Here is a 20725-nt window from a genome sequence, read left to right on the forward strand (position 1 = left end):
GCGGCAAGCCGTGCTCTGCGAGTGGATTAAAAGGCATGGGTCCCTCCGACGTTGCGCGGAGCAAACTTTTCTGGCGTCCGTACGGTTCGTACTTCGCCGCAAGGCGGCCAATTAATTCGCGCAGCGCTTGCGGCTCAAGGGACGCCTATAAAGCGCCACGCGGGCGGGCGCGCGTGCGGCTCCCGCGCCCATAACTCAGCGTTGGCCCACGGCCTTCCCGAACGCCATCACGAGATCTTGGCGGGCCAATAATTATTTTGTTTGGAAGCCGGGGGGAGCATTCTCCCATGGGTAGCCGTTCTTCGCCTTGTCGAATGCGTAGCGATAGAGAGCCGTCATATAACCGCGATCAAAGTCCGCCGGATGCGGGGCGTTGAAATCCTCGCCGATATAGGCGAGTCTGAAGGAGCTGCCGCCCCGCTTGGCGATCATGTACATTTTATACAAGTCACCGGCGCCGCTGTAACTCGTGAGAACAGAGACGGCCTTCTGCGCTACAGACAGCGTCTGGCGATCAACGTCGCTCCAATCCGCTCTCAGCTTCCCATTTCTGATGACGTAGGTCTCGACTTTTCTTCTAAAGCCCTCGGCTTCCCGCGCCTTCTCGGGATTATACGCGGAAGGGGCGATGAACGACTGGCTGACCGCGCCGCCATCCACGTGAAGTTCCTGATAGCGCTTGCCGTTGACCTCGACGTCGAAGAGGACGGGCGGGAACGCGGCGGGGATCGCCGCCGATGCGAGGAGGATGTGTCTAATCAGCTCGAGGGCCTCCGGGCGCCCGCTCGCCGCTATGGCCCCGATATTCCAGAATACGGGCCGCCCCGCGTCGAGATCGGTGGTCTGGATCGCGAGCAACCGGCCCTTCTGATACTCGGCCGCGACTTTCTCCATCAGCGCTTCGGTGAAGTAATGTGAAATGGTTTGATAGAGCGGGGTCGTATCTGACAACGCGTCCTGCGCAACGGCGGCGACGGGCAAAAACCTCTCTTCGAAAACGCGCGACGCGTCCATTTGGGTGTAAACTTCAGTCAGCAGAGGATCATATTCCGGTCCCAGAAAGGCATAGATGGCGATGAGAGCGCCCGTGCTGACGCCCGTCACCAATTTGAAGGCCGGCCGGTCGCCACGCGCTGTCCACCCCACGAGCAGCCCTGCGCCAAATGCGCCATTATCTCCGCCGCCTGATAAAGCGAGCAGATGAGCGGTCGGCAGCACGCCCCCTCTCTTGACGCCCAGATGTCTGGCCTCGCGAAGGAGCGCCTGTTCCTGCACGCGCTCGATCGACCCCAGCTCATCGCCGAAAAAGCGGGCGTCCGGGATCCCGAGCACAGTCGCCGCCCGCCTCTCCCCGGGTGGGACGGCGGCCTGTCTGTCCAGCAAAGAGCAGGCCGCGAGCAGGACGGGCAGAAAGAGGATCAATCCGATCGAGAGTCGAAACGACTTGAAGTTGGCAAAAAGCATCGGTGAAGAATTCGCGGGTTGGCGACGCCAGCATGCCCTTATCCGGTCGTTTCGACAAGGCCGAGGCGCCGCCTTCAGAGCCTCGACCTACGCTTTTTGAGGCGTGGCTTGGGCTAAGAAAGCTCCCGAGCGACCGGAACGTCCGCGCAACTGCGCAAGTCGCCGTTCAAGCGCTCGATCACGCGCTCGATCGCTTCCGTTTTGTCGGCATATCTTTCTTTTATTGTTTCGAAATTGCGCTTGTCGTTCGCGCTTCTCGCTTGAGCGCCGAACATCAGCGTTCCTTGCCCGCCTACGCCGATCTCAAAGTCGGGGGCGTCATGTAACCCCACATGGTGGCCTGCAAGCCATGCTTTGAAGCATATGTCATGGTCGAGATGGACGCCCGGCTGGCCGGGCTTACTGAAGCTCTGATCGAAGCCTCCGAGAGATCGAAACACGTCTCGCCTGAAGAAAATCGGCCCGATCCCCACGCTATGGACAAACATGAAGCGCATGTTCAAATCTGGCTCAACGAATGGAATGGGCCGGACATTCCAATGCGCGGCGAGCGGTAGCGCTTGATGTCCGAAGAGCTTTGTCGCGGCGCTCGGATCGGGCGCGGAGAGATCCCACATGATTCCAATCCAGCTTCCCAGGATCGCGAGCTTGGGATAACGCTCGAAGAGCGCAAGCGCCTCGCTGACCCATTTACCGCTTGGATCTGGAAGATCGTCGTCTTGCAGCACGCAGACGATATCCCCTCGCGCATAATCGATGGCGCGATTATAGGACCGGATCTCGTGGATATCATTTGATCTGATCACAAAATCGTTGGGACGGGTCAGCCGCCGCAGCCATTCTCTCTCGGACCCATCGATTGAGCCATCCTCGCAGATGATGATTTCTTCCGCCTGAGTCTGTCTGAGACGCGACGTAATCGGAACGATGTTCCCTCGGTGGTTGAACGACAAGAGCACCAAGGACAAATTCGGAGAGTCGGTATATTTGAACGGCGACGCCGCCTTCAACTCCTTGCGATGCTTCACCCTCGCAGCCAGACACCTTTTGTACAGCCACGATGAATAAAGGTTGAGGCTGCTCAAGATTGGAAGCAGTAATCGCGCCAGAATATCGCCCATCCTACCTATTCTCCGTAGCCTTCGTCGCTCGAAATTGCAGCGCTTGCAGGCAATGTGAGGCCTGCGACGCATTTTAGGCTTCAACATGCCCGGATATGAGGTTTTCCACAAGGTTGGCGCCGCCGCCCGCGTCACGCGCGAGAGACGCGAGCGCGGCTTTACTCCTCCTTGCATTGGGCCAAAGTAGAGGCGGTCTTTCCGTCGATCTGCCCCCGCTTCGCCATTCTTGCGTCGTACCGTCACACTGGGTCGGACGCCCGTCTGGGGACCAATGATGCTGCCCGTGTGCCTGTCGTATTCAGAGGATAACCGCCGGGAAGGAAACGCGGTCCGCGCCTGGCTCGAAGAAAGCGGATGGACCGGCGTCTACACAAAAACCGCCTGGACGCCTGATGATCAGGGCGGCGATCGCCGATCTGATGAACGACTCGTCCGCTGCGAAGCCGTTGTGTTCCTCGTGACGCGAAGTTGGCTGGCGGACGATCGCTGTCGGTTCGCCTATTGGCTCTCGAGCAGTCTTGGCAAGCGGATATTCTGCGCTCTGGTCGAGCCTCTCTCGCTCGATGACCTGCCCAAATGGGTCGCCAAGCGCGGGCAGATTTTCCCATTGGCTCCGAGCGACGCCGACGATCGCGCGGTTCTTTGCGGCAAAACGGAGCACGGCGACGCCTTTGAGGTCGTCCTTTCGTCCAAGGGGCTCGACGCTTTCAAGGCCGCGCTCGGCGAGGCCCGGTTGACGGCGCACGTTTTCGCCTGGCCGCCTCAGGACGAACCCGATCGCACGCCTTATCGCGGGCTCGAGCCTTTGGAGGCGGCGGACGCCGGCATTTTCTTCGGCCGGGACGCCGAGCTGCTCGAAGCGCTCGATAGGCTTCGCAGCCTGGCGCAGGCGGGGCCGGGGCGGTTTCTTGCGCTCATCGGCGAAGGGGGCGTCGGGAAAACCTCGTTTCTAAGTGCGGGCCTCTGGCCTCGGCTGGCTCGCGATGGCGAACATTTCTTCCCTCTTCCGGTCATCCGACCCGACGGAGGACCGCTGTTCGGGCCGAAGGGATTGTCTGCAGCGCTCTCAGAGGCGGCCCGTCACAGCGGGCGCGAGCTTTCCGAGACCCGCATCCGCGACGCAATTGCTGGCGGGCCGGAATCTTGTCGAGACTTGCTTGCGGATTTCTCGAGGCAGGAGGCTCCCCCCACGCTCGTCCTCGCTGTCGACGACGCGGAACAGCTGCTTCGCGACGATGAAGAGACCGGGCAATTTCTGACGTTATTGGCTGGCCTCGCCAGCGAAGATCGTCCTGCCGCAATCGTGATCCTCACGATTCGCCCCGGGGAGTTCGGCGCGCTTTGGCGCAGCGGGCCTTTCAGCCGCTTCCGGCCCCGTCTTTTTATGCTGCCGGACATGTCCAAAGACGCCTATAGAGCGGCGATCGAGGGCCCGTTGCAACGGCTTCCTTCGCCTGGGCGCTGGGAGATCGAGCCCTCTTTGGTGGAGACTCTCCTCGCCGACCTCGACAAGACCGGCGCCGCCGCCTTGCCGCTTCTCGCTTTCGCCTTACAGGCGCTCTACCGCCTTTGCTCGGACGCAAAGCTCGTCATGGCGGCGGATTATCAAAGATGCGGACGGCTGCAGGGAGCAATCGACGCTGCGGCAGGTCGCGTCCTTGCGATAGCTGGCGCCGATCCCGACTTGCCGAGAGACCGCGACGCCCGCCTGTCCTTGTTGCGCAGGGGACTCGTTCCTTGGCTGGCGTGCAGCGTTCCGGGATCGTCGACCGCGAAGCGGCGCCGCGCGCGCGCCAGGGAAATCCCGCTCGACTCGATTCCCATAATCGAGCTTCTCGTCGAAGAGCGGCTGGCGACGCGGGGCGTCGATGCGGTTTCGGGGGAAGCGACCTACGAACTTGCACATGATGTGTTGCTCGATCGCTGGACGCTCCTGAGGGACTGGATCGCCGCTGAACGCCGCCTCGACGCGACGCTGGAGACCCTGCAGCGCGCAGCGCGCGATTGGGACGCGCATGGGCGCGCGCATGACTGGGCGAAGCATGCCGGAAGTGAGCTCCAGGGAGCGGAAAGTCTCTACGCGCAACCGGAGTTCCTGTCGCGCCTCGAGGCCACGGACCGCGCCTATCTGCTCGCCTGTCGGGAAAAGGAAAAATCTCTCCAGAAGTCCGATCGGCTGCGGATCCCGGAAGAGGAGCGGGCCGCCAAGACGAGCGCCTATGCCCAACGCGACGCGCAAAGCGTTCGACGCTTGAAAATCCTTGCTTGGGCTGGCCTCGCAACGACGCTCGCTTCCGTCGCGGTCGCCGCCTGGCTCTGGCAATCACTGGCCAAAAGTGAGCGGCAGGCGGCGGCCAGGCTCGAGGAATCGGAAGCGGCGCTTGCGGCTGCGGTCGGCTCGATAAATCGAAGCATGGACGGTCTTGCGCGAAAACTCGCCGGCCAGCCGGAAAGCCAGGCGTCGCTCGTCGTGGATGTTTTCAACCAGCTCAACTCCTTGCAAGAGAAGCTCGGGGCCTACCCGGCAAACGCCGTCGAGCTTCGCCGCAGTCAGTCGGTCGCGCTCAACCATATTTCGGAGGTGCGCCTCGCTAAGGGCGATATTGAAGGCGCGCGCGCCGCGGCGGGTCGCTCGGTCGCCTTAATGCAAGCGCTGTCCGAGTCTCGTCCTGCGGATGACGGATGGCGGCGCGATCTGTCGGTCAGTTACGAGAAGCTCGGCGACGCCCAGGCTGCGTCGGGAGATTTGGCGGGGGCCCGGAAATCCTATGCGGACGATCTTGCGATCGCGAAAAAGCTCCTGTCGGCTGCGCCCGAGAATCCGCAAAGACGCTGGGACATGTCGGTAAGCTACGAAAAACTGGGCGACGTTCAGCTCGCGCAAGGGGACGTCGACGGCGCGCTCGAGTCCTATGGAAACGACCGGGCGATCCGGGAGGCGCTGACGGCCGCAAATCCCGAGAATGAAGCCTGGCGGCGCGGCCTTGCCGTCAGCTATGAAAAGCTTGGCGTGACGCTCGCGAAACGGCGCGAAGTTCCCCAGGCGATCGCCGCTTTCGAGGGGGCGCTGGAAATTTACCGGACGCTTGCGCACGCCAACCCCGGCGACGCGCAAACCGCCGCCTATGCGGTCGTCCCGCATTGGTGGCTCGCCGATTTGGACAAGGCCAAGACGCGCGAACATCTCGCCGCAGCCCTCGCGATCCTGCAACCTCTGGCGGATTCCGGGCATTTGAGCGAGGATAAGCGCAAGTGGATGACCCAGATCAAGGCGACGATGGCGGCCCTCGAGCCGCCCTTGCCGGCAAGACGCTAAAAAAAGCCGAAGGCGCCGCATATATGACGCCTGTGAAGAGGAGTTCCAGGTGAAAGCCGGCGGATCAAAGAGGCTCGACGCCTTATGGCGCGCCATGGGCGGCGCCGCCTTCTTCGTGCTTTCTTGCTCAGGCGACGCTCTGGCGCAGATCTATGGCCCGCCGCCTTCTCCCTATGACGATCCCGTGCCGCCGGCCCCGATCGCTCCCCATTCGCATCCGATCGACGGCCCGGATGACGACGATTTCGACGCGCCGGAGCTCGATCCAGAGGAGATGATGTATCACAGGCGCCGCGGTCTGGTTGTCGCTCCAGAATTCGACGAGCCGGATTGGCGCCGCCCGCGTCATTGGGAGCCGCCTTCGCCAGGCCCCCGAGCAGGGAGAAGCTTGGTGAAAGCGGGCCCCCCGCGCGCGGCGCCTCGGGCGACGCGGCCATCGCGTGAGGTCCGAGCCGCCCCCGTCGCCCGGAAGGCCGCTGTGATTGCGTCGCCAGCGCCTCGCGCCGTCTCGCCTCCGCCGGCGAAACGGGCGAAAGCGGCGGCGCCGGCGGTCTCCTCAGCCGCCCGCCCGCCGCCGCCCGCGGTCTCCTCAGCCGCCCGCACGCCGCCGCCCGCGGCCCCGAACGCGTCAGGCGCTCCTTCCGCAGCGCAGCAAAAAGGCTTTGGCCCCCCTACCGCTCTGATGAACGCCACCGAAGGCAAGTCGAATATGGAGAGGTAAACGCGGTTCGAGCGGACGGCGCGAAAATCTGCTAAGACTTCCTGAACTCGGGACGCGCACGCCAATGCGCCTCGGATCGAGGCCCGGAACGACCAAGAGGACACATGGATCGACAGGAACAAATTCTTATCGAGGCCTTGGCCAAGGTCGACGATTATGGCGACATTGCGCCGGCCCATGTGCAGGATCCGATGACCATGGTGCTTCGGCAGCGGGCCCTGCTGGCGGATCTGATGCGCTGGGACGACGCGCGGGGCCGTTACGTGCTGACCGGCACGGGCCGAGGCCGCCTCACCGCGCGCCACCGTGCGCAGAGCTCTGTCGTCCCATTCGGACGTCGGACGGAAAAAAACGACAAGATCAAAAAGGCGTAAGCGCCGCCAATCCGCGCTGTCACGGAGGAGGAATTCGCATGACCATATCATCCAAGAGTGTGCTTACCGCCGTTCTTGCCGCTGCGACCGCCTTCCCGGCGCTGACGACAGACGCTTTCGCCGGCCCCCTGTCGATAACGAGCCCTGCGACAGTCGGACTGCAGGGGTCGACGGAGCAGGTCTGGTATCGAGGCGGCGGCTATTACCGTCGCGGCTATTATCCCGGCTATTACCGCAGGGGCTACAGCTATAACCCGGGCGCCGCCGTCGCCGCCGGAGCCGTTCTCGGCATCGCGGGCGCCGCCGCCGCCGCGGCGGCCGCGCAAAACAACTATTATTATAATTATCCGGGGTACTACGCCTATCCCGGATACGGCTATTACGGCTGGTAAGCGCACGAGCGAAAGCGGCGCAAAACGTCGCCGCTTTCGTATTCGAGTAAGCCCCCGACTTACGCCGCTTTCGCGGTGAGCGCGCTGAGCCCGCCGTTTTCGATCCTGTAGACCCGGTCCACCATCGGCAGCAGTTTTTCACTGTGCGTGACGAATAATTTGGCCGCCGGAAAGGCCATCAGCGACTTCACCAGCCGTTCTTCGGACGCCGCGTCGAGATTCGCGGTGACCTCGTCGAGAAGGAGCAGCCGCGGCCGACGGCAGAGCGCGCGTGCGAGCAGCAGACGACGCCGTTGTCCGGTTGAGAGGATCGCGCTTTCATTCGTCACGCGCGTCGCAAGTCCCTGCGGCAACCGGAGCACGTCGTCGAGAAGCCCGACGGTTTCGAGCGCCTCCTCGATCGTCGACATGGCGATCGAGGGAGAAAACATGCTCAGATTGTCCAGAACGCTTCCGGCGATGACGCCGTCATCCGCGAAAACGGCTCCAACGTTCATCCGATACGGATAGAGGCCGAATTCTTCCAGCGGCCGGTCGTCCACCAGAAACTGGCCTTTTTCGGCGTGGTGGAGGCTGGCGACGATTTTGAGAAGCGAAGATTTGCCGCATCCTGAAGGGCCGACAATGGCGAGCGACTCGCCCCTTGCGATGTCGATGTCGAAATCGACGTTGGAAAGCAACGGTTTCGTATTCTGCCCAAACGCCACCGACACGCCGCGCAGGCTGACCTTGCGTCGGATCGGGCGGGCGATGGTCGCGCCGGTCGTATGAGTTTCGGTCTTTTCGCTGAGAATGTCGTCGAGCCGATTGAAATGAACCCGTGGGGTGCGGCACGGTTAGGTGAGACAGCCGGCTGCGGTAATTTGAACCGCAACCGGAGATTTGAAAGTGACCAAGGAAGAGAAGGTTAGCGCCAGGGGCCGGCGTTTTTCCGTTCAGCGCAAGATGGCGGTCGTGGCCCGCCTCCTACGCGGAGAGCCGTTGGAACTGGTGGCTCGCGAGACCAATGTCACCATCCAGAAGCTGACCGAATGGCGGGATCGGGCTCTGGCGGGGGCCGCCTCGGCTCTGAAAGAGCGCGAGCGGGATGACCGCGACGATGAGATCGCCCGGCTGAAGGCCAAGGTGGGCGAGATCACCATGGATAACGAGCTTCTCTACGCCAAGATTGACGTCCTGGAAAACAAACGCCCTTTGGCCCGCCGGAGGCCGAGGAAATGAGCCGGGCTCGTTCTCTGTCTTTCGGTCGCATCTATGGATTGTCGCGCGTGACGCGGGTGTGGGGCCTGTCGCGGGCAACCGTGTATCGATCTCGCGTGGAGACGCCTGAAGACACTCCCCGACGTCGACCCGGCCCCATTGGGGCATGTTCGGATGCCGAACTGGCGGATCACATCCGTCGCGAAATCGAGGCCTCTGAATTCCATGGCGAAGGCTACCGGAAGATATGGGCGCGGCTACGAGTCTCCAGCGTGCGCGCCAGTCCCCGACGGGTGCGGCGCGTGATGCGCGAACATGGATTGCTTGCGCCGCATCGAGTGGTGTCGGCGTCGGCCAAGACGCATGACGGCACGATCGTCACCGATCGTGTCAACGAAATGTGGGGAACCGACATGACACAAACGGTTACGACCGATGAAGGCAAGGCTTATGTGTTCGTCGCCGTCGAACACGCCAACTCGGAGGTCGTCGGCGTTCACGCCGCAAAATCAGCCAATCGGTTCGAGGCGCTGGAGCCTGTTCGACAGGGCGTGAAACGCTGCTTCGGCGCGATCGCTCCAGAAATCGCCTGCGGATTGAGACTGCGTCACGATCACGGGTCCAATTACATGTCGGAAGATTTTCAGTCCGAGGTCAAATGCCTGGGAATTGAAGCCTCGCCCTCTTTCGTGCGAGAGCCCGAGGGCAATGGCGTCGCCGAGCGCTTCATCCGGACGCTGAAGGAGAACCTGTTGTGGGTCAGGGCCTTCCGCACGATCGAGGACCTCAGGGTGGCGCTCATCGAATTCGCCGCGCGTTACAACAAAACTTGGCTCGTCGCCAGGCACGGCTACAAAACGCCCGATCAGGTGAGAGCCGAACAGCTTTCGGTTGCCAAGGCAAACATCGCAGAGCTACCCTTGGCCGCCTGAATAAGCGCAGTCGGTTGTCTCAAAACCGGGCCGCAGTACAATTGAAATGAACCCGCATGATCGACAGGTTCAAAAGGCTGAGGATCATGGCGTTCATGTTGAAAAAGAACGAATTGCGCAAGGTGAAAAAGGCATAGAGGACGCCGAGCGAAATCGTGCTCTTCATCGTGTCGCTGACGCCCATATACAAAGTGACGACGGTCCCGATCATGAAAATCAGATGCAACAGGAGATCTGTGTCGATCGACAGTTTTTTCGAGGCATAGCTCTTATTTGCAAAACGCGCGAAATTCTCGAACCATTTCAGCCCGAAGAACTCCGCCGTGTTGTGCGCCTTGAGCGAGTCGATGCGCCGAAGCCCGTCGAGCAGGAGCGCCTGTTCCTCGCTGCGCGCCTCGAGCGTTTCGAGGGTGCGCATGGCGATTTTCGGATAGGTGACGAGGCGCAAGACAATCGCCGCGGCCAGCGTCAGGATGGAGACGAAGGCCATGGATGGCGAATAATAAAACATGAGCAGAACGACCATGAAAGACATGACGCCGTCCGCGATCGTGTCGATAAATCCGGAGACGATGAAGGTCTTGATGTGGTCGATCGATGACAGCCTCGTAACGAAGTCGCCAGTGTGGCGCGCCTCGAAATAGCGGAGCGGCAGCCGGAAGGCGTGCCCGATGATATTGCGCGTGAAGTGGATTTCAAACATCGTCGCGGCGCGCGCCGTCACGACGTCCCGCAGCCATCTGCTCAGCGCCTCGAACGACATGAACAGCCCGAGGCCCAACATCACGATGGTGAGCAGGTCGAGATCGAATTGAGGAATGACGACGTCGAGCGCGATCTCCAGCAGGATGGGAGTCGCCAGAGAGAATAGACTCGCGGCAAAGGAAAGGACCGTGATGATCGCGATGACGTGTTCCAGGCCGCGACAGGAGCGGAAGACTTCCCAGAAGACGGAATTGTCCTTGGCCTTGACGCTGCTGAAATCGACTCTCGGCTCGAATTCGAGCGCCACGCCGCTGAAGTGACGCTCGACGTCGTCGCGGGTGTAAATCCTCAGACCAAAGGCGGGATCATGGATTTTGAAGACGCCGCCGCGCGAGACCTCTTCGAGCACGACGAAGTGGTCGCCGTTCCAATGAAGCAGCGCCGGGCATCTGAGATTCTTCAGCTCGCCGACATTCGATACGGCGAAGCCCTGCGCGTCGAGATCGAGCCGTCCCGCCAGTTCGACGATATCGGCAAGGCTCAGCCCGCGCATGGAAACCGACACGAGAGAGCGCAAGTAAGAGACGCTGATATCGTGCTTGTGGTAATTGGCGATCATCGCGACGCAGGCGAGACCACACTCCATCGCTTCATTTTGAAGAATCGTCTTGACGCGTTTCCGCATCTGCAGAATTTGCAGGCTCATCCACGCCCCCGCATCGCCCGGATCGGATCGAGGACCCAGTCGATCAGCCGCCGGTTTTCGACGACGATTTCCGCGGTCAGCGTGGCGCCCACGGTCAACGCACGTTTCTGGCCATAGGCGATGACCGAAGGTTCGTCTGGCTGCACTTCGATGCGATATTCGGATTGAAGGGGCAGGGGCCGCGGATCGGCGCCCTCAGCCGAGCGTAGCGACGTCGGGATGTTGAACGCGGCCGACGAAATATATTTGATCGTGCCGTGATACACTCCGAAGGTCTTGAAAGGAAAAGCGTCGTATTTGAGCACGACCCGCTGGCCGATCCTGGCAAGACCGACGGCGCGCGCCGGAGCGTCGAGGATGACGATCAGATCGGAGTCGGGGGCGCCGATCCCGGCGATGAATTGTCCCGGTTGCACGGAGTCGCCGACTTTGTTCATGAGCGCCAGAACGGTTCCGTCCGACTGCGCTTGGACGACGAGCGCGCTATCGGCTCTCACCGAGGCAAGCTTGCTGTCGATCGACGAAATCGCGTTCTCGGCGGCGGTCTTCTGACTGAGCTTGTCGGCGATAAGGCTGGCGAGCTGTCGCTCCTTCTCCATCTTCAGCCGTTTATATTCGATGCGCTTCAGATGAATTTCAGAGAGCTGCCGTTCGTAATCGAAGCTGACGCGTTCATGGCTTTCGAGATTGTCGCGCGTCGCATAGCCGGTCTCGACGTAGCGGCGCAATCGTTGAACGACTGACTGGGCGTTGCCGAGCGCGCGCTGGATCGAGGCTTCCTGTCGATCGAGCGCTTCCAGCAAGGCTTTTTCCTCGCGCAACTGGTCGTGTTTTTCTATCTCGGCCTGCGTGAGAAAGGCCTCGAGCCTGGCGACCTCGGCGACATGGCGCAGCCGGGTCTGTTCGAGATTGCGCATCTCGGCCGCGACGGTCGTCTCGCCGCCCGACGTCGCCTCGCGCAGCCGCAGCGCGTAAACCGGCTGGCCGACTGTCACCGTGTCGCCTTGCTTGACGAAGATCTCACGTATGACGCCAGCCTGCGGCGCATCGAGGCGTGAAAAGCCGCCGCTGGTTGCGACGTAACCCCGCACGGTTTCGAATTTCGAGAAGCGTCCCAACCAGACGCGCGAAAAGCTCTGCCGATCGTTGATCGGATCCGCGCTCACCGCCGGCGCGCGGACGCTCTCCGTTGGCGACCGGCCCCCGACTGTGGCGAATTCGTCGATGCTCACGCGGCGGCTCCGGGAGGGGCATATTCAGAAAAGCGGCTCCACATGATCCATTGGTCCGGAGCGGCGAGAACGGAGCGTTCGATGTGGCGGCGCAGGATGGCGCAAACACGGGCCTTCTCCCGTTCGCCGACATCGACGCATTCGAACGGTTGCCCCAGCGACAGCGTGTCGCCGTCGAGCGAGGAATGGATGGCGAGCGGCGCGACCGTCGCCTCGATCATCCGCGCGAAGGAGACGACCCCGAGTGCAAGCTGCGCGGGCGCGCCGAAAAGTTCAGTGTCATACGCGCCCCCGAAGGTGCCGGGCAGGTCGATGAAAAACACGATGACGGCGCCTTCTCGGCCGTAACGGGCGGCGTCGATGTAGTTATTTTTGTGCGCGATATTCAAAAAACGAATGTCCACGCCGATCTCGCAGATGCGCTTGATGACTCGCGTTTCGATCTCGCTGTCGTCGCTCGCGCGCAGAATGAGCATGCGCCGGCCCGGGAAGTAGTCGCGCATGAGGCGTGCAAAGGCCAATGCAAAAAACCCCGTATGCACGGGAGCGAGCACGACCGACTTTTGCGATTGAGACAGTTGCGCAAGAAGGTTGGGGTCGACGATATCGACGCAGCTCGCGTCTTGCGAGACCTGCTCCGTGCTGCGCAAGAGCATCGCAAGCCATTCGAGACTGAGCAGATCGTCGTGATAGATCGACTCCCTGTCGAGTCTTTGCGCTTCGGCGTGCGACAGCCTCAGCACGTCGCGGAAATAGCGATTGTAACCGAATCCGACGGGCCGCTTCGCCAATTGCTGGTATCGCCACGCCAGCCGCAACGCGCGCCGTCGCGCCCACAATGGCAGGCGTGCGACCGATTCGATTACGGGCGAGTCGACTCTCATCCTCAGAGAATTAAGTCGGCCATCGTTTGAGTCTGGTTAACGGCCAAGCTCAAGAAAAAGCCCGCCCGAGTCCAGCGGCTCGGGCGGGCGGGATGGAACGCAAGAGCATTCAATCCGAATTAGCACTTCTTCTTCTTGTGCTTGGGCTGATCGCAGCAGCCGCCGCCATTGCCGCCGCCGCCACCGCCAACGATCTGCTGCAGTTCCTTGGTGTCGAGCTTCTTCATCTGGCAACTCCCTTCGAATTCGACGGCCTGTAACGGGCCGTCTGGGGAAGGCTTAATCCAACCCTTCAATAGTATGGCAGAACTACTTCAGCGCTGCAATAAAAAATTAGTAAAAAGCTCTAGAAAATTGCATTGTTTCAATGCGTTACAAGCATATGTGCCTTTTTGATACAGTTGGCGCCAGTCTTCGTGTCAATTACACATGAGAATAAACTCAGTGTTAAGGTTAACGCGCAGCGCAAGACTTGTTCGGCGCGTTTCTGGCGCCGCCGCAACTGCGTCATGAAGGGATTTCAGGAGGGCGCTTTCGCGCGCGCCGGGTTCGGCGCGTCGCCACCGGCGGGTCAGCGGAGCCGCGCCGGACGACGCCCGGCTCCCATTGAGCCGGGTCAACGATCAGACCCCGCCCGAGTCCGTGCAACTCGGGCGGAAAGGAGCGCGCGCGGGTGCGCCTGGTCAAAAATCAGCATCTCTTCTTTTTGTGCTTCGGCTGATTGCAGCCATCCGAGCAACCGTTGCCGCCGCCGCAGCCGCCGATGACCTGCTTGAGGTCTTTGGTGTCGAGCTTCTTCATTTGATAACTCCCTTTGAGCTTGGCAGCGGCATCCGCCGCCGGGGAAGGCTTAATCCAACCCTTCAGCAGTATTGCAACACTACTTAGACTTTGCAATAAAAAAATCCATAAATACCTGAAAAAATTCGCTGTTTCGAGGTCTTACAGCTAGTATGTCAGTGCGATACATTTACGATTCTTGTTAATTCTATTCTTGTGTCAAAATAAGCGTGCAATTCTCTTTACGGACCTGGTACAGCTTTTCCTCAACGCGCCTTCCTGGCGCCGCCGCATCGGCAGTCGTGAGGGGAGTGTTCGGGACGGTCGCGCTGCGTTCACGCGTGAAAGTCGAGCGCGTCACAGGCGCAAGGCCCGCGTTGGGCGCGCAATCGCGTCTGTTGGCGGCTGCTCGATGGAGGTCGCAGAAATCCGGCGCCCGCCCGCCGGCCGGCGCTTCCAGCGGAGGCGCGCGCTTTAGATCTTCTCGAAGGCCAAGGCGGCGTTCAGACCGCCGAAGGCGAAAGAGTTCGACAAGGCGACGTCGATCTCCATGGCGCGCGGCTGATCTGGGATCACGTCGATCCCGCAGGCGGGATCCGGCTCGTCGAAATTGGCGGTGGGGGGCGCAACGCTTCGCTGCATCGCCAATATCGTGGCGACCGCTTCGAAAGCCCCGGCGGCGCCGAGCGGATGGCCGGTGACGCCTTTCGTGGAGGAGACGGGCGGCGTCCGCTCCGCGCCGAAGAGCAGTTTCAGCGCTTGCGTCTCCGTTGCGTCGTTCGAGCGGGTGCCGGTGCCGTGCGCGTTGACGTAATCGACGCGGCCCGGTTCGATCCGGGCGTCGGCCAAAGCGTCGCGCATCGCGCGCGCCATGCCGTCACGCGTCGGCGCCACAATGTCTCCGGCGTCTGAGTTGCAGGCGAAGCCCGCGACCGCGACATCCGGCCTGAGTCCTCGAGCGCGCGCATGCGCTTCGGATTCGAGAACGAGCGCGGCGGCGCCTTCCGAAATCATCAAGCCGTCGCGTGTGCGCGAGAACGGCCGACACTTCACGAAGCTCATGACTTTCAAAGCGTGCCACGCGAGCACCGTTCCTTGAGACAAAGGCGCTTCGGTTCCGACGGCGACGGCGACGTCGGCGAGGCCGCCGCGTATCAGCTGCGCCGCGAATCCGATGGCGTGCGCCGAGGAGGCGCAGGCGCTGGAGACGGTGAACGCCGGCCCCTTCAGTCCGAAGGCGAGCGCCACCCAACTTGCCGTCGAGCTGATCATCGAGCGCACGATCGTCAGGGGATGCGCGCGCGGCACGCCCTGGCGGAAAAGGCGCTCATACTGCGCCTCGATGCTATTCATCCCCCCGGCGGCTGTGCCGGTGACGACGGCGATGCGCTCCGCAGCGCAGCCTTCCGTCAGAAGACCGGCGGACGCCAGCGCTTTCTCCGCCGCGCTCAATGCGAAAAGCGCCGTGCGGTCGCAGGCGGCGAGCGAGGAAGGCGAAAGCCTGTCGAAGGCGACGCTTTCCCCGATTGCGCCGACGCGGAGCGCGAACCCCGGGGCGGCGTCTGTGACCGAGAAAATGTCCTTCCCGGTCAGCAGCGCTTGCCAATAGTCGTCGAGAGTCGCGCCGCAGGGAGAAACGACGCCCATGCCCGTGACGACGACGCGCGTCATTTGAGAGCGCCGGCGCCGTTGTCGATCTGACCGACGATCAGGCTGCCGAGTTCCTGAATCGTCGTGTCCGACGTCAGACTGGTGTTCGCGTTGAGGCTGACGACAATCCCATATTTATCCTCAACCTGAAACACGAGTTCGACAACGTCGAACGAGTCGAGCCCGGCATCCTGAACCTTCGTCGCGCCGTTCCAGCTCTCTCCGGCGTTCTGCGTATGTTTGCGGATGATCTCGATGAGATCGGATATCACGGTTTGCAGATCGGGTGTGTTCATCGTCGTTCGCCCTGTGAGCTTTTCGCAACCATATGCTTAAGCTCAAGTCAGGGATTTTCAATCGATTTCGGCTTTTATAGTTATCGTCGACCCGGGCGCGCTTTGACGCCGGAGGATGGAGGATCAGTAGCCTGTCATCTCGAGATAGCCCTCGCCGCTTTGTGAGCCGGCGATGGAGATCGGCCCTTCCCAATAAGAGAAGGTCGTTCCCATCCAGCTTTTCGGATTGAGCGGCGAGGTCTCGACATCGAGCCCGTGGCTTTTTACCTGCAGGCGCCAGCGCGTCGGCAGGTTTTTCCCGTTCATCGCCGTCTCGGCGCGCGGCGTCAGCGAGATATCGTCATCGGCCAACAGGCGCGTCGTTCCGTCCGCTGCGATCCAATTGCCTGAGCAATGCGTGTCGGCGCCGCGAAAGCGATAGACCATGACTTTCTCGCCGCTCGCCAGATGCAGCGAAAACCAGTCCCAGCCTTTCTGGTCCGGCGCGAGCGACTGGCTGCTCCACTCGCGGTCCATCCAGGCGCGGCCGGTGACCTTTATCTCACGCCCGTCGAAGGAAAGCGCGCCGTCAACGGAGAGGAAGGGCGCGCTGTAGTAATGCGAGGCCTGACCCGTGCTCGCTTTCAGGCTGAAGCCCACGTCGCCCTGCAGAACGAATGGGCCGTGGCGCGTCAGATCGAGATTGTACGAGAAATGCGGGCCGCGCGCCGTGACGCGGGCCTGGGTGAAGCCGTCGTCCTTCGCCTCGAACGCCCAGTCGTCGATAAAGGCCGAGAAGGGCGCGGCCGCGACGCCGGCCTGCCCGACGCCGCCCCGCGCCATGGTCTGGGCGAATTCATGTCGCGTCGCGCTCGTCGCGGCGGCGTGGCCCATGAAAACGTTGCGGTCGTCCCAGCCCGCGCCGGGGCCGGGCTCCAGCGCATGGCGAAAAAGCGTCCATTGCACGCCGTATGTCGCGCCATCGGCGCCTTGCAGATTGGCGGTGAGATACCACCACTCGGTGCGAAAGGTCGGATGCGGCCCGTGGTCTTTGGGAAAGACGATGGGCGTTCCGGGCTTCGGCGCGTCGAAGCCCGGCGCGGGCGAAGAAAGACCGCCATAGCCTTGCGCCTGCGCGAGCGCCGGCAGCAGCAGGCCGAGAAAGGCGAGCTTCTTACCTTTCATTGGCGAAAACCTTCAAGAGATCGACGGGCGCGCTGCGCGCAAGCCGCAGCGCCGGGACGAGCGCGGCGCAGAGCGCGGTGAGCAATGCGACGACGACAACTTCCGCCCATTGCGCGGGAAAGACGTGCATCGGCAGGCGCCAGCCGAAGGCTGCGACATTGACGATGGCGACGAGCGCCCATGTCATGAAGAGCCCGAGCGGAATGGCGACGAGCGCCGCGCCTCCGGAAAAGAGCAAAATGCGCAAAAGCTCCAGGCCGGCCAGGCGGCGACGCGTCACGCCGATCGCCCAGACCGGCGCAATATGGGCGATGCGCAGATTGCTCAGCGTCAGCAGGCTCGAGAACAAGGCGATGGCGGCGACGATGAGCGTTAACGTATCGAGCGCCGCCGTCACCGTGAAGGTGCGCTCGAAAATGTCCGTCGAGATTCTCTTCACTTCGGAATTGTCGATGAGCCGCGCGATCCGCGCGCCGAAGCGGCTGCGCATCTCCTCCATCACGCGGTCGACGTCGTCCCGCGCCACGCGCAGCGAATAATGCACGCGCGACGCGTCGCTGAAATGCTGCGCGAGTCGCGCGTGATCGAGGCGCATTTGTCCGCGCGGATTGCCGTAGTCGGGAAAAACCCCGACGACCCGCGCGCGCCACGCGTCCCTTTGCGTTGGGACGTCGATCGTCGATCCAACGCCGACGCCGAGACGGCGCGCGAGCTGCTCGCTGATCAGGATGGCGTCTTCCTCGTGAAGCGCGCGCCAGGCCCCTGCGCCGCCGTCGAGCAGCGTGAAATGCGCGGAATAGGTTTCATGCGGCGCGAGGCCGATGATTTCGACCGGCCAGTTGGACAGGCGCGTCTTCGCCCGCCAGACGGGAAGAATTGCTGTGATCTCTGGCCGCTTCTGCGCCCAGGCCTCAATGTCGGCGGCGTCCGCCGGCGTCGCCGCCTCGTAGTAAATCTCTGCGATCAGCCGTGCGTCGAGCCAGCCGGTGAAGGTCTGGCGGAAGCCTTCGACCATGCCGCCGACGCCGATATTCGTGGCGAGCGCCAGCAAAAGCGCCTTGAGGGCGAGCGACAGGCCGGCGATTTCCTGGCGGCCATCCGCGAAAAACCAGCGCGCGAGCGGCCGCCGCGCAAAGCGCTCGCCAAGGGCGAGGAGCGCGGCGAGGGCGATCGGCAGGAAGAGCGCCGCCGCGAGCAGGACGGCCGCGATGACGAGAAAGCCCATGAGCAGCCCATCCGCCGCGCGATAGAAGACTGCTGCGGCGGTCAGCGCCAGCGTCGCCAACGCGGCTTGGCGCCACAAATAGCGGTAATGCGCCGCGCGCCAGGCAATCGGCCGCGCAACCGACAGCACCGGCAGGCGCAATGTTTTTGCGAGGCCGCCGCCGGCGGCGAACAGCGCGCCGGCGCCCGCCATCGCGAGGCCCGACAGCCAGAATCGCGCGCCGAGCGCGAGTTCGCCGGAGAGCGCCGCGCCATAGAGCCCTTCGAGACTGGCCGCGACGTCGGGCAGCAGCGCGGCGGCGATGAGATAGCCGCCGGCGACGCCCAATCCGCCAGCAACCAGCGTGAAGAGGAGAAGCTCGCAGAACAGCGCGACGGCGAGCGTCGGCGCTGAGACGCCGAGCGCGCGCAACGTGCGCACCATGGGCAGGCGCTGCTCGAAGGCGAGGCCGAAGGAGGCCGAGACGATGAAGAAGCCGACCAGAAAGGCGAGCAGGCCGAAGGCGGTCAAATTGAGGTGAAAGCTGTCGGTGAGACGCGACAGGTCGCTTTCCTCGTCGGGTTCAACGAGTCGCAGATCCTCGCCCGCGAGGTCGCGCAGCCGCGCCGCGTCGAGCGGCGTCTCGGGCGAGACGAGCAGCCGCGAGAGCCGCTCGGGCTTGTCGAGCGCTTTCTGCGCGACGCCGATATCGACGATAAGCGTCCCCGGCGGCGCCGCCTCCAAAGCGGCGACAGGCGGCAGTCGGAAGCCGCGCTCCGTCGTCGCCTGCGCGCCTTCCGCCAACTGCAGCGCGCTCAACGTCTCTGGGCTGGCGAAAGCGCGGCCCGCGCCAATGAGAATTTTCTCGGCCTCGTCGTTGTCGCGCAGGGGCCCAAGCGGCGTCGAGCGCGGAAGCGTGAGCGGCTCGACGCCAATGAGCCGGGCGTTCTTGTCGCCAATGCGCAGGGCGCCTTCGAGCGCCGGCGAGACCTTCACGCCCGCGCGTCTGAGCTTGACGAAAACCTCCTGCGCGAACGGGCCGCCGCGCGCCCCGACGAGGTTTTGCGTCTCGCCGCCGGAGAAGACGCGGGCCGCGCTGTCATAGCTCTTGCGCGCCTGGGCGTTGAGCGCCTGCACGCCGCTCCACAGCGCGGTGGCGATGGCGAGTCCGATCACGAGCGTCGCCAGATTGGCCTTGTGGCGGCGCCAATGGCTCATGAGCGCAAGAAAGGTATAGAGCGCCTCTCTCATGCCGACGCGAGCGCCCCCGCTTCCAGAACCACGCGGCGCTCGAGCCGCGCCGCGAGCCGCGCGCTATGCGTCACCATGAGAAAAGCGCAGCCCGTCTCGGCGACGAGGTCGAGCGTCAACGCCAGCACCGCGTCCCCCGCCGCCTCGTCGAGATTGCCCGTCGGCTCGTCGGCGAGCAGAAGCTTCGGCCGCACGGCGAGCGCCCGGCCGACGGCGACGCGCTGCTGCTGGCCGCCCGACAACTCCTCGGGATAGCGCGACTCGAGCGCCGCGAGGCCGAGCCGATCGGTCAGGCGCTCTTGCCAGAGCGGATCGAAGCGACCGGCGAGCCGCGCTTGAAATGCGAGATTTTCCGCGACCGTGAGGCTGGCGATGAGGTTGAACTGCTGGAAGACGAAGCCGACCGTCTCGCGCCGAAGTCCCGCGCGCGCCGCCTCGGACAGGCGGCAAATATCGACGCCGTCGATGAAAATCGCGCCGCCGTCGGCGTCGTCCAGCGCCCCGATGAGGTGGAGCAGGGTGCTCTTGCCGCTCCCCGACTCGCCCATCAACGCCAGGGTTCCGCCTGCGGCAAGCGACAGGTCGACGCCCGCGAGCACGGGCAGGGGCCCCTGCGGCGTTGCATAGGATTTGCGCAGACCGACGACGCTGAGCAAAGGAGATATCGGATTGCGCGCAGCGGATTCGGCGTTTGCCGTACAGGCGTTCAAGCGGCGGGCCTTCTGGCTGGCGGTTCAGGACGCGAACCTGCCCGGCAGGTCCGCATCCTGATATAGGCGAAAGCCTCGCGCGGCGCCCGTCGGCTTTAGGACATTTACGTCAAAAACCCGGTCAATGAGCGCCCTCGGCGAGCGCCGCGATCACAGGCCAGCCGACGCTCCCCGCCGGATCGACGTCCGCGAGAATTCTCAGGAGCGCGTCGGCGGCCGACCGATCGCCGCGCTTCAGTTCGATGAAGCTCAACGCCTTGAGGGTGAAGAGCGCGAAACGCGCCGGCCCGTCCGCATGGGATTGGCCCTTCGGCCAGAGCTTGGGATCGCCGGGCCAGCCCGCCTGCCGCGCCGCTTCCCGCAGGCCTTCCAGGGCCGCGGCTTTGGCGGTCTCGAGATTGCCCATGTAAGTGTGGATTTTATAAAGGCAGAAATAGGCGGGAAGGGCCTCCGGCGCGAGGTCGAGCGCCTGTCGGAAGAGGCGATCGGCGCGCAGCCTGTCGCTTCGATACGCCACGACGCCCTGTTGCAGGAGCGTATCGACCGGGCCGGGCAGGCCGCCAAAATCGACGCCTTCGGCTTCGCGAAAAATATCCATGTTGGTTGCAATCCGTCCAAGGTGT

Annotated in this window: 18 protein-coding genes and 1 pseudogene; 5 read left to right on the forward strand and 14 right to left on the reverse strand. The window is 63.0% G+C overall.

The features are described from left to right. Positions 1–252: 252 nt before the first annotated feature. Together ACETII_RS11240 and ACETII_RS11245 are read right to left on the reverse strand one after the other, a co-directional pair. Positions 253–1332 (reverse strand): patatin-like phospholipase family protein, encoded by a 1080-nt coding sequence (locus tag ACETII_RS11240; RefSeq protein ID WP_472788088.1) that lies wholly within the window; start codon positions 1330–1332, stop codon positions 253–255. Between the two features lie 245 nt (positions 1333–1577). Continuing rightward, positions 1578–2585, reverse strand: a complete 1008-nt coding sequence (locus ACETII_RS11245; RefSeq protein ID WP_472788089.1) for a glycosyltransferase family 2 protein — start codon at positions 2583–2585, stop codon at positions 1578–1580. A gap of 271 nt (positions 2586–2856) precedes the next feature. Here ACETII_RS11245 and ACETII_RS11250 point away from each other — a divergent pair, with 271 nt between their 5' ends. The 4 genes from ACETII_RS11250 (at position 2857) to ACETII_RS11265 (ending at position 7388) form a co-directional block, all read left to right on the forward strand. After that, the gene (locus tag ACETII_RS11250; protein WP_472788090.1) at positions 2857–5901 is read left to right on the forward strand and encodes an nSTAND1 domain-containing NTPase; all 3045 of its coding nucleotides are present in this window, start codon (positions 2857–2859) and stop codon (positions 5899–5901) included. Positions 5902–5950: 49 nt separating this feature from the next. Continuing rightward, complete coding sequence (locus ACETII_RS11255; RefSeq protein WP_472788091.1) at positions 5951–6622, forward strand: hypothetical protein; 672 nt, start codon at positions 5951–5953, stop codon at positions 6620–6622. Between the two features lie 104 nt (positions 6623–6726). Continuing rightward, positions 6727–6996, forward strand: a complete 270-nt coding sequence (locus ACETII_RS11260) for a hypothetical protein (RefSeq protein WP_363345936.1) — start codon at positions 6727–6729, stop codon at positions 6994–6996. Positions 6997–7034: 38 nt separating this feature from the next. Further along, positions 7035–7388 (forward strand): hypothetical protein, encoded by a 354-nt coding sequence (locus ACETII_RS11265; protein ID WP_363345937.1) that lies wholly within the window; start codon positions 7035–7037, stop codon positions 7386–7388. A 59-nt stretch (positions 7389–7447) separates the two neighbouring features. Here ACETII_RS11265 and ACETII_RS11270 read toward each other — a convergent pair whose 3' ends face one another. After that, positions 7448–8095 carry an ATP-binding cassette domain-containing protein gene (locus ACETII_RS11270; RefSeq protein WP_472788092.1) on the reverse strand — a complete coding sequence of 216 codons (648 nt, stop codon included), beginning with the start codon at positions 8093–8095 and terminating at the stop codon, positions 7448–7450. Between the two features lie 175 nt (positions 8096–8270). On the opposite strand from ACETII_RS11270, the pseudogene ACETII_RS11275 reads away from it, so the two are divergent. Continuing rightward, positions 8271–9520 (forward strand): annotated as a pseudogene (locus ACETII_RS11275) (IS3 family transposase). Between the two features lie 19 nt (positions 9521–9539). Here ACETII_RS11275 and ACETII_RS11280 read toward each other — a convergent pair. The 11 genes from ACETII_RS11280 to ACETII_RS11330 all read right to left on the reverse strand — a co-directional run bounded on the left by ACETII_RS11280 (position 9540) and on the right by ACETII_RS11330 (position 20700). Then, on the reverse strand, positions 9540–10931 hold the full coding sequence (locus ACETII_RS11280; RefSeq protein WP_472788093.1) for a cysteine peptidase family C39 domain-containing protein: 1392 nt from the start codon (positions 10929–10931) through the stop codon (positions 9540–9542). Next, positions 10928–12163, reverse strand: coding sequence for an HlyD family secretion protein (locus ACETII_RS11285; RefSeq protein ID WP_472788094.1), 1236 nt, complete (start codon positions 12161–12163; stop codon positions 10928–10930). The genes ACETII_RS11280 and ACETII_RS11285 overlap by 4 nt, the downstream gene beginning before the upstream one ends. Next, complete coding sequence (locus ACETII_RS11290) at positions 12160–12954, reverse strand: hypothetical protein (RefSeq protein ID WP_472788095.1); 795 nt, start codon at positions 12952–12954, stop codon at positions 12160–12162. Before ACETII_RS11290 ends, ACETII_RS11285 begins: the two co-directional genes overlap by 4 nt. Before the next feature lie 212 nt (positions 12955–13166). Then, a complete protein-coding gene (locus ACETII_RS11295) occupies positions 13167–13274 on the reverse strand; it encodes a bacteriocin (protein WP_363345945.1) in 108 nt (35 codons plus the stop codon). Positions 13275–13737: 463 nt separating this feature from the next. Next, the gene (locus tag ACETII_RS11300; protein ID WP_472788096.1) at positions 13738–13848 is read right to left on the reverse strand and encodes a bacteriocin; all 111 of its coding nucleotides are present in this window, start codon (positions 13846–13848) and stop codon (positions 13738–13740) included. A 453-nt stretch (positions 13849–14301) separates the two neighbouring features. Next, the gene (locus tag ACETII_RS11305) at positions 14302–15498 is read right to left on the reverse strand and encodes a beta-ketoacyl-[acyl-carrier-protein] synthase family protein (RefSeq protein WP_472788097.1); all 1197 of its coding nucleotides are present in this window, start codon (positions 15496–15498) and stop codon (positions 14302–14304) included. After that, complete coding sequence (locus ACETII_RS11310; RefSeq protein WP_363345951.1) at positions 15495–15773, reverse strand: acyl carrier protein; 279 nt, start codon at positions 15771–15773, stop codon at positions 15495–15497. Before ACETII_RS11310 ends, ACETII_RS11305 begins: the two co-directional genes overlap by 4 nt. Positions 15774–15896: 123 nt before the next feature. Further along, positions 15897–16937 (reverse strand): lipocalin-like domain-containing protein, encoded by a 1041-nt coding sequence (locus ACETII_RS11315; protein WP_472788098.1) that lies wholly within the window; start codon positions 16935–16937, stop codon positions 15897–15899. Beyond that, the gene (locus ACETII_RS11320) at positions 16927–19392 is read right to left on the reverse strand and encodes an ABC transporter permease (protein WP_472788099.1); all 2466 of its coding nucleotides are present in this window, start codon (positions 19390–19392) and stop codon (positions 16927–16929) included. Before ACETII_RS11320 ends, ACETII_RS11315 begins: the two co-directional genes overlap by 11 nt. Then, positions 19389–20102 carry an ABC transporter ATP-binding protein gene (locus tag ACETII_RS11325; RefSeq protein WP_472788100.1) on the reverse strand — a complete coding sequence of 238 codons (714 nt, stop codon included), beginning with the start codon at positions 20100–20102 and terminating at the stop codon, positions 19389–19391. Before ACETII_RS11325 ends, ACETII_RS11320 begins: the two co-directional genes overlap by 4 nt. 121 nt (positions 20103–20223) lie before the next feature. After that, entirely contained in the window at positions 20224–20700 is a 477-nt protein-coding gene (locus ACETII_RS11330) for a tetratricopeptide repeat protein (protein ID WP_363345959.1), read from the reverse strand. Between the last annotated feature and the right edge of the window lie 25 nt (positions 20701–20725).

The organism is Methylocystis sp. NC52PC (assembly GCF_055698645.1).

Bases quoted from the DNA above. Each gene is read 5' to 3' on its own strand.
- ACETII_RS11245 (WP_472788089.1), bottom strand. From the start codon at position 2,585: ATGGGCGATATTCTGGCGCGATTACTGCTTCCAATCTTGAGCAGCCTC.
- ACETII_RS11250 (WP_472788090.1), top strand. From the start codon at position 2,857: ATGATGCTGCCCGTGTGCCTGTCGTATTCAGAGGATAACCGCCGGGAA.
- ACETII_RS11260 (WP_363345936.1), top strand. From the start codon at position 6,727: ATGGATCGACAGGAACAAATTCTTATCGAGGCCTTGGCCAAGGTCGAC.
- ACETII_RS11265 (WP_363345937.1), top strand. From the start codon at position 7,035: ATGACCATATCATCCAAGAGTGTGCTTACCGCCGTTCTTGCCGCTGCG.
- ACETII_RS11280 (WP_472788093.1), bottom strand. From the start codon at position 10,931: ATGAGCCTGCAAATTCTGCAGATGCGGAAACGCGTCAAGACGATTCTT.
- ACETII_RS11295 (WP_363345945.1), bottom strand. From the start codon at position 13,274: ATGAAGAAGCTCGACACCAAGGAACTGCAGCAGATCGTTGGCGGTGGC.
- ACETII_RS11300 (WP_472788096.1), bottom strand. From the start codon at position 13,848: ATGAAGAAGCTCGACACCAAAGACCTCAAGCAGGTCATCGGCGGCTGC.
- ACETII_RS11305 (WP_472788097.1), bottom strand. From the start codon at position 15,498: ATGACGCGCGTCGTCGTCACGGGCATGGGCGTCGTTTCTCCCTGCGGC.
- ACETII_RS11310 (WP_363345951.1), bottom strand. From the start codon at position 15,773: ATGAACACACCCGATCTGCAAACCGTGATATCCGATCTCATCGAGATC.
- ACETII_RS11315 (WP_472788098.1), bottom strand. From the start codon at position 16,937: ATGAAAGGTAAGAAGCTCGCCTTTCTCGGCCTGCTGCTGCCGGCGCTC.
- ACETII_RS11320 (WP_472788099.1), bottom strand. From the start codon at position 19,392: ATGAGAGAGGCGCTCTATACCTTTCTTGCGCTCATGAGCCATTGGCGC.
- ACETII_RS11330 (WP_363345959.1), bottom strand. From the start codon at position 20,700: ATGGATATTTTTCGCGAAGCCGAAGGCGTCGATTTTGGCGGCCTGCCC.